16 protein-coding genes are annotated in these 13031 nt (G+C 64.5%); 7 read left to right on the forward strand and 9 right to left on the reverse strand.

All coding sequences use genetic code 11. The annotated features are described in order from the left end of the window. Window positions 1-202 precede the first annotated feature (202 nt). From JQ631_RS12335 to JQ631_RS12365, 7 genes are all read left to right on the forward strand, one after another. Entirely contained in the window at window positions 203-613 is a 411-nt protein-coding gene (locus JQ631_RS12335) for a phosphonate metabolism protein PhnM (protein ID WP_212326513.1), read from the forward strand. A 101-nt stretch (window positions 614-714) separates the two neighbouring features. After that, entirely contained in the window at window positions 715-906 is a 192-nt protein-coding gene (locus JQ631_RS12340; protein WP_200299952.1) for a hypothetical protein, read from the forward strand. 35 nt (window positions 907-941) lie between these two features. Next, on the forward strand, window positions 942-1115 hold the full coding sequence (locus JQ631_RS12345; RefSeq protein ID WP_212326515.1) for a hypothetical protein: 174 nt from the start codon (window positions 942-944) through the stop codon (window positions 1113-1115). A gap of 61 nt (window positions 1116-1176) precedes the next feature. Continuing rightward, window positions 1177-1398: a hypothetical protein gene (locus JQ631_RS12350; protein WP_212326517.1), complete on the forward strand. Its 222-nt coding sequence runs from the start codon at window positions 1177-1179 to the stop codon at window positions 1396-1398. Between the two features lie 266 nt (window positions 1399-1664). Further along, window positions 1665-1853 carry a hypothetical protein gene (locus JQ631_RS12355; protein WP_212326519.1) on the forward strand — a complete coding sequence of 63 codons (189 nt, stop codon included), beginning with the start codon at window positions 1665-1667 and terminating at the stop codon, window positions 1851-1853. Window positions 1854-1869: 16 nt separating this feature from the next. Continuing rightward, entirely contained in the window at window positions 1870-2625 is a 756-nt protein-coding gene (locus JQ631_RS12360) for a carbonic anhydrase (RefSeq protein ID WP_212328584.1), read from the forward strand. 221 nt (window positions 2626-2846) lie between these two features. Continuing rightward, window positions 2847-4112, forward strand: coding sequence for a hypothetical protein (locus JQ631_RS12365; protein ID WP_249160267.1), 1266 nt, complete (start codon window positions 2847-2849; stop codon window positions 4110-4112). Here the strand turns inward: JQ631_RS12365 and gmk are convergent. The 9 genes from gmk to JQ631_RS12410 all read right to left on the reverse strand — a co-directional run bounded on the left by gmk (window position 4045) and on the right by JQ631_RS12410 (window position 12711). Next, entirely contained in the window at window positions 4045-4704 is a 660-nt protein-coding gene (gene gmk, locus JQ631_RS12370) for a guanylate kinase (protein WP_212326521.1), read from the reverse strand. The two genes, JQ631_RS12365 and gmk, sit on opposite strands and share 68 nt — an antisense overlap. 3 nt (window positions 4705-4707) lie before the next feature. Continuing rightward, window positions 4708-5595: a YicC/YloC family endoribonuclease gene (locus JQ631_RS12375; protein WP_212326522.1), complete on the reverse strand. Its 888-nt coding sequence runs from the start codon at window positions 5593-5595 to the stop codon at window positions 4708-4710. 133 nt (window positions 5596-5728) lie between these two features. After that, window positions 5729-6991 (reverse strand): endolytic transglycosylase MltG, encoded by a 1263-nt coding sequence (mltG, locus tag JQ631_RS12380; RefSeq protein WP_212326524.1) that lies wholly within the window; start codon window positions 6989-6991, stop codon window positions 5729-5731. Between the two features lie 125 nt (window positions 6992-7116). After that, complete coding sequence (gene fabF / locus JQ631_RS12385) at window positions 7117-8382, reverse strand: beta-ketoacyl-ACP synthase II (protein WP_212326526.1); 1266 nt, start codon at window positions 8380-8382, stop codon at window positions 7117-7119. Between the two features lie 107 nt (window positions 8383-8489). Further along, the gene (locus JQ631_RS12390; RefSeq protein ID WP_006020277.1) at window positions 8490-8729 is read right to left on the reverse strand and encodes an acyl carrier protein; all 240 of its coding nucleotides are present in this window, start codon (window positions 8727-8729) and stop codon (window positions 8490-8492) included. Window positions 8730-9040: 311 nt separating this feature from the next. After that, entirely contained in the window at window positions 9041-9778 is a 738-nt protein-coding gene (gene fabG, locus JQ631_RS12395) for a 3-oxoacyl-[acyl-carrier-protein] reductase (protein WP_212326528.1), read from the reverse strand. Window positions 9779-9845: 67 nt separating this feature from the next. Next, the gene (gene fabD, locus JQ631_RS12400) at window positions 9846-10805 is read right to left on the reverse strand and encodes an ACP S-malonyltransferase (protein ID WP_212326529.1); all 960 of its coding nucleotides are present in this window, start codon (window positions 10803-10805) and stop codon (window positions 9846-9848) included. Window positions 10806-10978: 173 nt separating this feature from the next. Beyond that, entirely contained in the window at window positions 10979-12004 is a 1026-nt protein-coding gene (locus tag JQ631_RS12405) for a fatty acid desaturase family protein (protein ID WP_212326530.1), read from the reverse strand. Next, window positions 12001-12711, reverse strand: coding sequence for a TetR/AcrR family transcriptional regulator C-terminal domain-containing protein (locus JQ631_RS12410; protein ID WP_212326531.1), 711 nt, complete (start codon window positions 12709-12711; stop codon window positions 12001-12003). The genes JQ631_RS12405 and JQ631_RS12410 overlap by 4 nt, the downstream gene beginning before the upstream one ends. Window positions 12712-13031: the final 320 nt, after the last annotated feature.

Below are 13031 nucleotides of genomic sequence, written 5' to 3' on the forward strand. Positions count from 1 at the left end.
TCGGCCGAAGCCGAACCCGCATGGTTTCAATTCGGGGATCGACCCGGCGCGCATCCGGACGTTCGCCCGCAACCGCGCCGAATTCCGATAACCATCCCGCCTGAAACTTGCATGCATCGAAAGCACAACTTGCTTTGACGCGCGAACGGCCGTTCAATAACCGCTTGAACCACGAGCACATTTCTTAACCTTTGGTTTTTCAATGCGGACCGTTCTCATCATCCTGGGCGTCTGGCTCCTGATCAACGTGCTCTTCGTCGTGATCATGATCCCGCCGCGCAAGCCGCGGAAACCGAATCAGACGCGACCCGCGAGCGGGCTCGCGCCCGTCACGATCGGTCGGAATGTCTACGCCTACGATGAAGACGAGAAGGTCTCGCTGCGTCACACCATCATCGCCATTGCGATGGGGACGGCGCTCGCGCTGGCGCCGCCCTTGCTGGAGGCCATCGACGACATCAAGCGGATGATCGGGAAGTATCGCAAGCCGCAGGCCGAGGCCGCAGGCGAAGGACGATCCCTCGATAAGGCCTCGAGCGACCTCCGCACCCAGGAGAGCGAGCAGCCATCCGACCGCTCGTCATCCGGCGCACACGACGTGTCGAAGCACTAATCCTCTTCGCACTGCCACAATTACGTCAGACCCGATCGTGGAACGCCCCGTGCGTCCAGCGCGTTGGCCTTTCGTCAAGGCAACGACGGAGTCTGAACTGCATGACGAAGCCGCTGACAAAAACCGTGCAGCCTGTTCCCGACGAGAACCAGAGCCACAAGGGCGCCGGCAGTGCGCCGACAGTTCCCGTCGACACCACCAAGGGCCATCGCGACGACGAGAAACAGAATATCCGTGAGCAGGCCGCGCACGGCAACCTGACCCAGAACACGAGCAACCGGCGCATGGGATAGGCGCAGAACCAGGGGGATGAAGAGGAGATACGAACGTGGTGACCCCGAACAAATGGTACGATCCGATCTCCGAACGCTGGATCGCGCCGCGCGAGCTCCACTCCGCAGCTCCCTCCCCCGCAAGCGAGAACCACGTGCTCGAGATGCAGAGATCAGTCGAGATCCAGCGCATCTGGCGTTTATTGGTCGACTGCTGCGCCAGCACGTGATGCTGTTGCCCCTGCTTGTCGGTGCAGCGGCGCGCTGCTCGCCACAACCTTGTCCTCCCGCATGATAGATCCCGCAGCTCCCGCCAGGCCCCTCGCGACGGCGATCCGCTATTTCGCCATCGTCGCCGGCTGCGCCTGCCTGCTCCTCACCGGGATCTGCTTCGCCATCGCATGTCAGGTCTTCATCCAGACCGGCGTGTTCGCGCAATCCTACGCGATGGTAGGATTGATCAGCGGCGTGCTGGGAGTCCTGGCGCTGAAGCTGGCGAGTTTGTGGAAGTAAACTTTTTCCGGCTGCCACCAACGAGCTCCCTCCGTCATTTCTTCGACGCCAACGCTTTTTCTCCGAAGGTCAGCCCTCCGGCATGTTCCGGCGCCCTGCCCATGACCTGGCCAGGCTTGATCTAGGTCAACAGGCGCCGCGCCATTCTGCCGCTCCATTATTCCCTATCGGCAATCTATAGCCCTGACCGCAGCCTCACCGCAGCCGGCGATGGCCGAAAGGTCATTTCTATACCGGCGCACGCAGCATCCCGAGTGGAGGACCTCATGTCGAATGCCGCAGATGCCGTCATCATGGCTGCCATCCATGCGGCCTTCGACAGCTACCCGAAGGAAGGTGACCCGGACTGGCGCAGCCCGAGCTGGATCATGCCGGAAGAATGCGCGCACCTGACGGGCGTGATCATGCGGGCCCTGGAGAGCGCGGGTTTCCAGATCGTGCAGAAGCAATCGTGATGTCGGGAGACGAATGATGCACCGACGCGAGGCCTTGAGGATGTTCGCCGGCTTGTCGCTGTGCCAGCTCTGCACTTCGGCCGCTTCTGCTGCCGAGCATCATTGGAGCTACGCTGGAGAAGGCGGACCGGACAAATGGAGTGGTCTCGACGAGGCGAACACTGCGTGTTCGATCGGCGGCCAGCAATCGCCCATCAACATCACCGGCACCATCGGCGCGCGACAACCTCCCCTCAGGATCCGCTGGACCAAGCACCCCGCCACCATTGTCAACAACGGCCACACCATTCAGCTCGGCTTCGAAGACGGCAACACGCTGCATTTGGGCGATCGCTCTTTCGCGCTGAAACAGATGCACTTCCATCATCCGGGCGAACATCAGATCGAGGGCAAGGGTTTCGCCATGGAGGCACATTTCGTTCACGAAGGGACGGATGGCCTGGCCGTCGTCGGCGTGCTTCTCGTCCCTGGCAAGTCGAACCCGGTGTTCAAGACGATCATGGCGACGATGCCGCCGCAAGAAGGCGCGCCCGTTCAGGCGGACCCAAAAATCGAGCCTGTCCGCTTGCTGCCTTCGCAAAGGGCCTATTTCCACTACGAGGGTTCGCTGACGACCCCGCCATGCAGCGAGACGGTCGAGTGGATTGTGCTCGCCCATCCGATCGAAGTGGACGAGGCCGACATCGCCAGGTTCGGCAAGCTCTATCCGATGAACGCCCGTCCCCTGCAAAAGCGTGATCGGCGCTTCATTCTCAGCTCGAACCCCCGGTGAATTCGAAACGTGCCTTTTTGAGAGTCGGACAAATCGGCCCGTGCGCTCCGCGACAGTTGCTCGGGAACCTGGACCGCGAGCCAGCAAAAGCGCCGACAAAAAGCCTGAATTCGCGGTGGAACGAATGCCGCGCAGGCCCGATTCAAGCCACATCCTCTCCGGATTTGCGGCTCATTGCCACCCAACTCTTTGTCGAGAAGGGGAAGGTAACGAGTTGCGTCATGCGTAATCGGGAGACCAGGATGGGCAACCGCACCGCAAAGTTCATATCCGCGCTGGTCGGCGGCGTCATTGCCGGCGCGCCATTGGCTGCCGTTTCGCAGAACGCGCCGAGTGCACCGGGCACTGCGAGCACGGCGAATGCCGCGAGCGATTGCCTCGCCTCGCCGAAGGGTGCCGCGCCGCAGGGCCAGCACTGGCACTATCGCGTGGAGCGCGGGACGAAACGGCAATGCTGGTACCTGCGCGCCGAAGGCGCCAAGGAAAACGGCAAGGCCACAACGACCGCCCAGACCGCGAGTAGCACGCCGCAACCGGATTCAGCGCCGCCGCAATCGGTGCAGAACGCACACGCCGAATACGTCGCGCCCCAGACCAGCCCCGCGGTGAGCGCGCCGGCGCCGGCCGCAGCTACGACGCAGCAGGCTCCCAGCGCCACTGATGCCAGCGCGGCACAGCCCGCTGTCGCCGCGCCCTGGCCGGACGCCGCACCCGCCTCGCCGGCACCGCAATCATCGCCAGCACCGCAATCGGCGCCGGCGCCGGCGTCCGCACCTGCAGCAGCCGCCGTACAGCCAGATGCAGTGCCGGCCGCATCCCCTGCCCCGGTGGCGCTCGCCACCGCCGACGCCCCCGTCGGGAAACCGACCGGCTCGCTCCAGATGCTCCTGCTCGTCATCGGCGGCGCGCTCGCGCTCGCCGGCCTTCTCGCCAGCGTGATCTACCGCTTCGCCGGTGGGCGCACTCGCACGCAGACGGCCGATCGCCGCGTGAACTGGGATCACAGGCAGGATCACGACGACGACCGCGCGCCGTGGCTCAACGAGCCCGTTCCGGCGCCGCGCGCAGAACGGGCGCTTCCGGTCGACTTCGACGCCGTGCGTCCGCAAGCCCGGCAGATCGCCGCATTCTCCGACGCCATCGGCCGGATCGCGGCGCAGGGCCGTCCCACCTCTGAGGTTGCGGTGGAAGAACCTGAAGAGACCGAAATCGACTATTTCCACGGCGAATTCGAGATCGAGGCGGCAGCGCCTCAGCTTGCAGCTGACGATGTCCAGCACGAAGAAGCGGCCGCGCAGGACACCGACGCGCATGAGGACCACGCGCAGCACGGCAATGCCGTCGATATCGACATCATCACGGCGATGCTGGAACGGCTGGCGAAGGAAGGGCCGCGGCTGACGCAGCCGAGCTTCGACCCTAGCCTTGAAGCTGACCTTGCAGCCCTCGCACGAAGCTCACGAGGCCGGTCCGCCGCTCGCGCTTGAGGCGCTCGGCCTTCAGGATCGACTGCACCTCGGCGAAGGCGTCATCCACATTGTGGTTGATGACGATGTAGTCGTACTCGGCCCAGTGGCTCATCTCGTGGCTGGCGCGGCTCATCCGCTTGCGGATCACCTCGTCGGAATCCTGGGCGCGCGAATGCAGGCGTTTCTCCAGTTCGCCGGCCGACGGCGGCAGGATGAACACGCTGACGACGTCGGCGCGGGCCTTCTCGCGCAGCTGCTGCGTGCCCTGCCAGTCGATGTCGAACAGCACGTCCTGTCCCGCCGACAGCGCAGCCTCGACGGGGCTGCGCGGCGTGCCGTAGCTGTTGTCGAACACGGTCGCCCATTCCAGCAGCTCGTCGCCCTTCACCATGGCGTCGAACTTGGGTTTGTCGACGAACAGATAGTCGCGGCCATCGACCTCGCCGGGCCGCATCGCGCGCGTCGTCGCCGACACCGACATGCGAAGACCCGGCATGCGGTCGATCAGAAGACGCGACAGCGTCGTCTTGCCTGCGCCCGATGGCGAGGACAGCACGAACATCAATCCGCGCCGCTCGACACCGTCAGTTCCGTGACCGCCCGTCGTCATCGATCACTCCAGATTCTGGACCTGCTCGCGGAATTGCTCGACCACGTTCTTCATGGCGAGCCCGGTATTGGTCAGCTCGATGTCGTTCGACTTCGAGCAGCAGGTGTTGACCTCGCGGTGAAACTCCTGCGCCAGGAAATCGAGCTTGCGGCCGATCGGGCCGCCCTTGCCGATCAGCTCGCGCGCCTGTGCGATGTGCGAAGCGATGCGGTCGAGTTCCTCGCGGATGTCGGCCTTGGTGGCGATCAGGATCGCCTCCTGCATCAGGCGGTCGGAATCGAAACGATCCGACGTGTCGAGCAACGCCGCGATCTGCTCGGCGAGCTTCGCCTTGATCGCCTCGGGCTTGCGGCCCGGCGCGCCTTCCGCCTTCTTCGCCAATTGCTCGACCTCGTCGACGCGCTGGGTCAGGATCTGCCCGAGCGAAGCGCCCTCGCGCTTGCGCATCGCCACGAGTTCGTCGAGCGCCTTGTCGAAAGCCTCGGCTACGGCAACACGCGCGGCCTTGTCCTCCTCCTCGTCGCCCTCGGGCTCGGCGACCTCGACGACGCCCTTGATCGAGAGCAGGCCGTCAACGCTCGGGGCGACCGCATCGACCTTGCCGGCGATCACGGCGGCAGCCTTCAGCACGGCGTTGAGCACGTCCTCATTAACACGGACGGTGGCGGCGGCATTGGCGCGCTTGACGTTGAGATTGGCGTAGACGGTGCCGCGCGAGAGCAGCTCGCCGGCGCGCTTCTTGGCGTGGGCCTCGAGCTCGTCGAACCCCTGCGGCAGCCGCACCCTGAGGTCAAAGCCCTTGGCGTTGACCGACTTCAATTCCCATTCGAACGTATACGGCCCGCTTGCGCCGTGGCTTCGGGCAAAGCCGGTCATGGACGACAGCGCCATCAGGTCAAATTCTCCGACATCATGGGATTCGCGAGGCCATCAGGCCACGCGAATCTTAAGACTATTTTGCAGGAAAGTGGAATCCGCAAAGTCCGCAGGCAGGTCTGCGCAGGGGCTAACGCTCGGCAAGGGCCTAGCGCTGGATCACCGGCGGCCACGGCTGCACTGCGCCCTGCCGTGCGGGCCGTGCCGGCGGCTTCTTCTGCTGGGTCGGCCGGGGTGCCGGCGTTGTCGCGGTCGGCGCCGTATCCGCGGCCGCGGGCGCAGCGGTGGCCGGCGCCGGCGCATCGTCGGCCGGCTCGACCGTGTCGTTCTGGATCTGCTTCTCCATCGCGCGCAGCTTGGCGACGTTTTTCTGGTGCGCGTCGTAGGTCTCGGTGAAGGCATGCCCGCCCGAGCCGTCGGCGACGAAATAGAGGTCGCGGGTGCGAGCGGGATTGGCAGCAGCTTCCAGCGAGGCGCGGCCGGGATTGGAGATCGGGCCCGGCGGCAGGCCCTCGATCACATAGGTGTTGTAGGGCGAGGGCTGTGTGATCTCGCTGCGCTTGATCGGGCGGCCCAGCGTGCCCTTGCCGCCGACGAGACCGTAGATGATGGTCGGATCGGACTGGAGCTTGATCCTCTGCTTGAGGCGATTGACGAACACGGCGGCGACGCGGCTGCGCTCGTCCGGCTTGCCCGTTTCCTTCTCGACGATCGAGGCGAGCGTTACCAGCTGCTCGGGCGTCTTGACCGGCAGATCCTGGCTGCGGCGCTCCCAGATCTCGGCGAGCACGCGCTTATGCGCCTGCTGCATGCGCTGGATCACCTGGTCGCGCGGGGTCCCGCGCGGGAACTTGTAGGTCTCGGGCAGCAGCGTGCCTTCACGCGGCACTTCGCGGACGCTGCCGGTGAAGATGTCGTTGTCGCTCAAGCGCGTCACGATCTGCTCGGAGGTCAGGCCTTCCGGAATCGTGATGGCGTGCTGCACCACCTTGCCCTCGACGATGGTGGCGATGACGTCGCGCAAGCTCGCGTTCTTCTGGAACGAATATTCACCGGGCTTCAGGTCCGAGCTCGCCTTCAGCGCGGCAACGGCGCCGATGAAGATCCACGGATTGACGTCGGTCACGCCTTCCCGGTTCAGGGTCTCGGCAATGTCGCGCTTGCCGGCGCGCTGCGGGATGTTGACGACCTTGTCCTCTTTCAGCGGCCCCGCCGCCTCGAGCACCTGCCGGCCGTAGTAATAGGCCGCGCCCGCGCCGATGAGGCCGATCAGGAGCAAGGTGATGATGGCGTTGCCGACCACCACAAAGGGATTGCGCGCCCGCTCCGAACGTTTCGGCGGCGGCGGGACCTGCTCGGGCTCGAGCGCTGCCCGCGGACTCCGGGGCGAAATGGGCGGCCTTTCACTCATCGAAGCAACCTGAATCCTGCCGGTTCAATCGCAGCCTGACAATCGCTTGCCGAGCCAAATGCACGCGCCCACGGATATGACTATCGCCGAATACGGCAAAACGGTGGATTCGTCTCAAACGCAAACTATTGGGCCAGACGCCGGACGATCACCGACGCATTGGTACCGCCGAAGCCGAAAGAATTCGACAGCGCGATGTTCACCTCGCGCTGCTTCGCCTTGTGCGGCACGAGATCGATCGCGGTCTCCACCGACGGATTGTCCAGATTGATGGTCGGCGGCACGACATTATCGCGAATCGCGAGAACGGCGAAGATCGCCTCGATCGCGCCGGCGGCACCGAGCAGATGGCCGGTCGAGGATTTGGTCGAGGACATCGCGACCTTGGAGGCGGCGTTGCCGAGCAGGCGTTCCACCGCGCCGAGCTCGATCTCGTCGCCGAGCGGCGTCGAGGTGCCGTGCGCGTTGATGTAGTCGAGGTCGGATGCGGTCAGGCCGGCGCGCTTGAGCGCGGCCGACATACTGCGGAAACCGCCATCGCCATCGGGCGAAGGCGACGTAATGTGATAGGCGTCACCCGACAGACCGTAGCCGATCACCTCGGCATAAATCCTGGCGCCGCGGCGCCTTGCGTGCTCGAGCTCTTCCAGGACGAGGACGCCAGCGCCCTCACCCATCACGAAACCGTCGCGATCCTTGTCGTAGGGACGCGATGCCTTCTCAGGCGTATCGTTGAAGCCGGTCGACAGCGCGCGCGCCGCATTGAAACCGGCAATGCCGATGCGGCTGATCGGCGACTCCGCACCACCCGCGACCATCACGTCGGCATCGCCGAGCGCGATCAGGCGGGCGGCGTCTCCGACGGCATGGGCGCCAGTCGAGCAGGCCGTGACCACCGAATGGTTCGGCCCCTTCAGTCCGTGCGCGATCGAGACATAACCGGAGGCGAGATTGATCAGGCGGCCGGGAATGAAGAACGGCGACACCCGGCGCGGTCCGCGCTCCTTGAGCAGGATCGCGGTCTCGGCGATGCCGTTGAGGCCGCCGATGCCCGAGCCGATCATGGTGCCGGTCGCGCATTTGTCCTCTTCGGTCTCGGGATGCCAGTTGGCATCGTCGAGCGCCTGGCCGGCCGCGGCCATGCCGAAGATGATGAAGTCGTCGACCTTGCGCTGGTCCTTCGGCTCCATCCACTTGTCGGGATTGAAGGTGTCGTTGCTGCCGTCGCCGCGCACCACCGTGCAGGCGTATTTGGTCTGGAGATCGGAGACATCGAAGCTCTCGATCGCTCGCGCACCGCTCTCGCCATTGAGGATGCGTTTCCAGGTCGGCTCGACCCCGCAGCCGAGTGGCGACACCATGCCGAGACCAGTGACGACAACCCGCCTCATATCCGAAAACTCCGCATCGAAAGATTCACGGCCAATAACAAGAAACCGGCTGACCGCTGGGAAGCGGCCCGTCCGGTTTCAATGTTGTCCCCGCGAAATGAAGAGCCTTAGCTCTTCGCGTTCTTCTCGAGAAACTTCGTGGCGTCGCCGACGGTGAGAATCGTCTCAGCGGCGTCGTCCGGAATCTCGCACCCGAATTCTTCTTCGAACGCCATCACCAGCTCGACGGTGTCCAAACTGTCGGCGCCGAGGTCGTCGATGAAGCTCGCAGCATCGACAACCTTCTCGGGTTCAACACCAAGGTGTTCGACCACGATCTTCTTAACCCGCTCGCCAATCTCACTCATTGCATAACCTCGTGTTGTTCCCTGTAGACCCGACCCCCCGGGACGATACGAGCCGTCGTGGTCGTTGACTGCCTTCGCTTACGAACTTTGATCTGGTCCCACCCTAACCGATGGAGACCCGGCGAACGACGGCCAAGGCTCCGCATCGCCAATATACAGGGTTTCAAAAACCTGCAATGGCGTTCTTTGCCCATCCGTTGAGCGTCCGGTTATCATACTTCAACTGCCTTGACTACACGCCTCAATTCGCTCCGGAAACAGCCGTTTGCCGCATCCTGCCCCGCCCATGTGGGCAGTGCGGAACGAACGTTTCAGATCATGGCCATGCCGCCGTTGACGTGGATGGTCTGGCCGGTGACGTAGGCCGCTTCGTTCGAACTCAGGTAGACCGCGGCGGCCGCAATGTCCTCGGGCGTCCCCAGGCGGGCGGCCGGAACCTTGGTCAGAATCGTCTCGCGCTGCTTGTCATTGAGGGCGTCCGTCATCGGCGTCTTGATGAAGCCGGGCGCGATGCAGTTCGCAGTCACGCCGCGCTTGGCGTATTCGGCCCCCAGCGTCTTGATCATGCCGATCAGGCCGGCCTTCGACGCGGTGTAGTTGCCCTGCCCCGGATTGCCGGTGACGCCGACGATCGAGGTGATGGCGATGATGCGGCCGAAGCGCTTGCGCATCATCAGCTTGGTGGCAGCGCGGGCCAGGCGGAAGGTCGAGGTCAGATTGATGTTGATGACCTCCTCCCAATCCTCGTCGCGGAGTTGCACGAAAAGATTGTCGCGGGTGATGCCGGCATTGGCGACGAGAATATCGACCTGTCCCATCGCGGCCTCCGCCGCGGGCACCAGCGCCTCGACCTCGTCGGCCTTGGAGAGGTTGCAGGGCAGCACATGGGTACGCTCGCCGAGCTTGCCGGCAAGCTCATCCAGCACCTCCTTGCGCGTCCCCGAGATCGCGACGGTTGCGCCCTGCGCGTGCAGCGCCTGGGCGATCGCGTTGCCGATACCGCCGGTCGCGCCGGTGACGAGCGCCTTCTTGCCAGTCAGATCGAACATCGAAAACTCCTCCAAAGCACGATCCGGAAAAGCGTGCAGCGGCTTTCCGGAAAGATCGTGCGCAAACTTAAGCCTGCTTGGCAGCGGCCAATGCATCCTTGGCGGCGGCAATATCGTTCGGACCGCCCACGGCGATACCGACGGCACCGTCGGCGATGCGCTTGACGAGTCCCGTCAGCACCTTGCCCGCACCGATCTCGAAGAAGCGGGTGACGCCCTGCCCCGCCATATAGCCAACCGACTCGCGCCAGCGCACCGTGCCGGTCACCTGCTCGACCAGGCGGCGGCGGATCTCGTCGGGATCGGTGATCGCGCTGGCCAGCACGTTCGACACCAGCGGCGCGGCCGGAGCCTTGATCGTGACCCTGGACAGCGCTTCGGCCATCGCGTCGGCGGCAGGCTGCATCAGCTTGCAATGGAACGGTGCGGACACCGGCAGCAGCATGGCGCGCTTGGCACCCTTGGTCTTGGCGATCTCGACGGCGCGATCGACCGCGGCCTTGTCGCCGGAGACGACGACCTGCCCGCCGCCATTGTCATTGGCGGCCTGGCAGACCTGGCCCTGCGCCGCCTCTTTGGCGACCTCCAGGGCGGCGTCGTAATCGAGGCCGAGCAGCGCGGCCATGGCGCCGGCACCAACAGGCACGGCCTTTTGCATTGCGAGACCGCGGGTGCGAAGCAGCCGCGCGGTGTCCGAGATCGTCAGGCTGCCGGCCGCGGCCAGCGCCGAATATTCGCCGAGTGAGTGACCGGCCACGAAGGCTGCGTCCCGACCCACGGAAAACCCGGCTTCAGCCTCCAGCACGCGCAGAGTGGCGACAGACACCGCCATCAGGGCCGGCTGGGCGTTCTCGGTGAGTTGGAGGGTTTCGGCCGGGCCGTCCCAGATGATTGCCGTCAGCTTCTCGCCAAGCGCGGCATCGACCTCGTCGAACACGGCGCGTGCCACCGGAAAGGCGTCGGCCAAGGCCTTGCCCATACCGACCGCCTGGGAACCCTGCCCCGGAAATGTGAATGCTGCCGTCATCGGCGCTCCCTGGATCGCTCGAGCCGTGTGCATCGAGAACCCGGCAGCCGTTGACGTCCGGCCCGAGCCTTGGTTCCCGACCATGCTCCGAAAGGGGCCGTAGACACTGTCCAGGGCCAGACTGTCAAGCCAAGATGGACACCCGGGCCGGCCTTCAACTGGGGATACGCCCCTTAAAACCCGCCGGCCTTCTGATCCGCGCCGATCTCGGCCCCGGCCTGCGCACGGCGCACATTGCTGACCAATTGCCCCGGACGATCATCGCGGTTCGGTTTCGCGGTCGCGAGCCGCAGCACTGCGGCGTAGTTCGGCTGCACTTCCATGCGGGTGGCATGCCGGCTCTCACTGAGCAGTCGATGCACCTTCGGCAGATTGTAGCAGGGCACGTAGAACAAGAGATGATGCTCGAGATGGTAGTTCACGTAATACGGCGCGATGAACAGACGCTCGAGAAGATTGGCGTGCGTGGTGCGAGTGTTGCGCAAGGGATCGCTGCTGTCCGGGACGACGGCATGCTCGGCGATGTTGCGGATGCGGGTGATGACCATCATCCAGGTCAGCAGCGGCACCAGCCATAGCAGCGGATAGGCCCACCACACGCCGGCAGCCGCGCACGCCACGAACATCGCGGCGTTGACGAGACATTGCGGGCCGAGCTTGTCCCGGAAATGCGCGGCGCGCTGGCGCCAGGGCCAATCCTTCGATCCAAGCGCGTTGAGTAATTGCGCCTTGCGCTGCTGGTAGCCGGTCTGTCCGGTGATGTCGCGGATGAACTTGCGGCGGTAGCTCAGTTTCGTGATCGGAAACGGCGCCGACAGCACCAGATCAGGATCGTCCTCCTGTTGCGTGCGCGCATGATGCTGGAGGTGATAGCGCCGGTAGCTGCGCGTCTCGGCAAACAGAGGATAGGCGCAGAGCCACTGGCTCAGCGCGAGATTGGTTCTTTCATCGGCGGACAGGCAGCCGTGCGCACCGTCATGCATCAGGATCGCCAAGCCCAGTTGGCGTGACCCGATGATCGCGACGGCGAGAATATAGGTGATCGGATTAGGCCACCACGCGACCAGCGCAATCGCACCAATGATGAGCGCCCAGGCATGGACGATCATCGCGATACCCTTCCAGGTCACACGCCGGCGCACATCAGCGAGTTCATCGTCGGTCAGAAAATCGCGGGCGCGCATGCGAAGTGCGGTCATGGCTTAACCCTCTCGTTCGAATTGCCGGATGCATCGCGCTCCTCGACGAGACGCAGGCGCGCAGGCTCGCCAGTCGATTTCGCCTGCTCGCCGAGCACGCGCAGCATCTCGGCGCAGAGCGCCTCGGGCGAACGGCCCATGGCATAGCCTTCGAGGATGATTCCAATGGCGACGGCCCAGAACCGCCGCGAGCTTTCGTCGGGCGCGCGCAGCGAACGCCAGCCATGGCGCGCCACCTGGCCCGCATAGGCGCGCGCGCCTTCAGTGTGCAAGCGCTCGATGGTGCGCTCGACCAGCGGCGCGAGATCCTGACGCCGCCGCGTCAAAGTCAAAGCCTCGGCAAAGAACGCGATCGAATCGCTGGCCGTCACGGTCTCGGCCAGCGCGTGGGTATACTCCCGCGGCGTGCGCGCCTTCAGCGCCGCCTGCTCGGTCGCCCGCGCCAGATAGAGGAGATCGCGGCAGGCGCATTCGACGAACAGCGCCTCCTTGGTGCGGAAATAATAGGTGATCTGGCTCGGGAATGCGTCTGCCGCGGCTGCGATGTCGGTGATCGCGGTGCCCGACAATCCCCGCTCCCGAAACAGCGGGCTGGCGGCATCGAGCAGCAGGGAGCGCATTTTGCGGCCGGCCGAGCGCGTCGCCCGCACGGCATGCTTGGGGTTGCCAGCCACCTCAAGCGGCTCCTGGGCCGACTTTTCCACCATCGGATCCTCTCCCTGAATTTATTTGTATGATATACAAACAAATAGATCAAGCCAAATATGGTGCGGAAGGGACCGGTCCTGCCCTGCACCCGGAACCATCCGGGCCGAAAACACGGCCCCAAACCTTGCCAAGCCGACCAAAATCCGTATAACGCGCGCATCCGCAGACCCCGGCCGGGAGCTGAACGGACGGTCTCAGCAAATCATTCGTGATTTTGGTGTGGCAGGGCCAGTCGGCCCGTCGTCCCGTGTTTCCGCCTTCTGAGCTTAATCCCAGAGTCCTTTCCGAAGGTCTCTTAAGGGCTTGACGCCGGGCGATG

Origin of the sequence: Bradyrhizobium manausense (assembly GCF_018131105.1) — a bacterium.
Classification (GTDB): domain Bacteria; phylum Pseudomonadota; class Alphaproteobacteria; order Rhizobiales; family Xanthobacteraceae; genus Bradyrhizobium; species Bradyrhizobium manausense_B.

What these genes read in the sequence shown, in the direction of transcription:
- JQ631_RS12335 (WP_212326513.1), top strand. Translation starts at nt 203, where the DNA reads ATGCGGACCGTTCTCATCATCCTGGGCGTCTGGCTCCTGATCAACGTG.
- JQ631_RS12340 (WP_200299952.1), top strand. Translation starts at nt 715, where the DNA reads ATGACGAAGCCGCTGACAAAAACCGTGCAGCCTGTTCCCGACGAGAAC.
- JQ631_RS12350 (WP_212326517.1), top strand. Translation starts at nt 1,177, where the DNA reads ATGATAGATCCCGCAGCTCCCGCCAGGCCCCTCGCGACGGCGATCCGC.
- JQ631_RS12355 (WP_212326519.1), top strand. Translation starts at nt 1,665, where the DNA reads ATGTCGAATGCCGCAGATGCCGTCATCATGGCTGCCATCCATGCGGCC.
- JQ631_RS12360 (WP_212328584.1), top strand. Translation starts at nt 1,870, where the DNA reads ATGCACCGACGCGAGGCCTTGAGGATGTTCGCCGGCTTGTCGCTGTGC.
- JQ631_RS12365 (WP_249160267.1), top strand. Translation starts at nt 2,847, where the DNA reads ATGCGTAATCGGGAGACCAGGATGGGCAACCGCACCGCAAAGTTCATA.
- gmk (WP_212326521.1), bottom strand. Translation starts at nt 4,704, where the DNA reads ATGACGACGGGCGGTCACGGAACTGACGGTGTCGAGCGGCGCGGATTG.
- JQ631_RS12375 (WP_212326522.1), bottom strand. Translation starts at nt 5,595, where the DNA reads ATGGCGCTGTCGTCCATGACCGGCTTTGCCCGAAGCCACGGCGCAAGC.
- mltG (WP_212326524.1), bottom strand. Translation starts at nt 6,991, where the DNA reads ATGAGTGAAAGGCCGCCCATTTCGCCCCGGAGTCCGCGGGCAGCGCTC.
- fabF (WP_212326526.1), bottom strand. Translation starts at nt 8,382, where the DNA reads ATGAGGCGGGTTGTCGTCACTGGTCTCGGCATGGTGTCGCCACTCGGC.
- JQ631_RS12390 (WP_006020277.1), bottom strand. Translation starts at nt 8,729, where the DNA reads ATGAGTGAGATTGGCGAGCGGGTTAAGAAGATCGTGGTCGAACACCTT.
- fabG (WP_212326528.1), bottom strand. Translation starts at nt 9,778, where the DNA reads ATGTTCGATCTGACTGGCAAGAAGGCGCTCGTCACCGGCGCGACCGGC.
- fabD (WP_212326529.1), bottom strand. Translation starts at nt 10,805, where the DNA reads ATGACGGCAGCATTCACATTTCCGGGGCAGGGTTCCCAGGCGGTCGGT.
- JQ631_RS12405 (WP_212326530.1), bottom strand. Translation starts at nt 12,004, where the DNA reads ATGACCGCACTTCGCATGCGCGCCCGCGATTTTCTGACCGACGATGAA.
- JQ631_RS12410 (WP_212326531.1), bottom strand. Translation starts at nt 12,711, where the DNA reads ATGGTGGAAAAGTCGGCCCAGGAGCCGCTTGAGGTGGCTGGCAACCCC.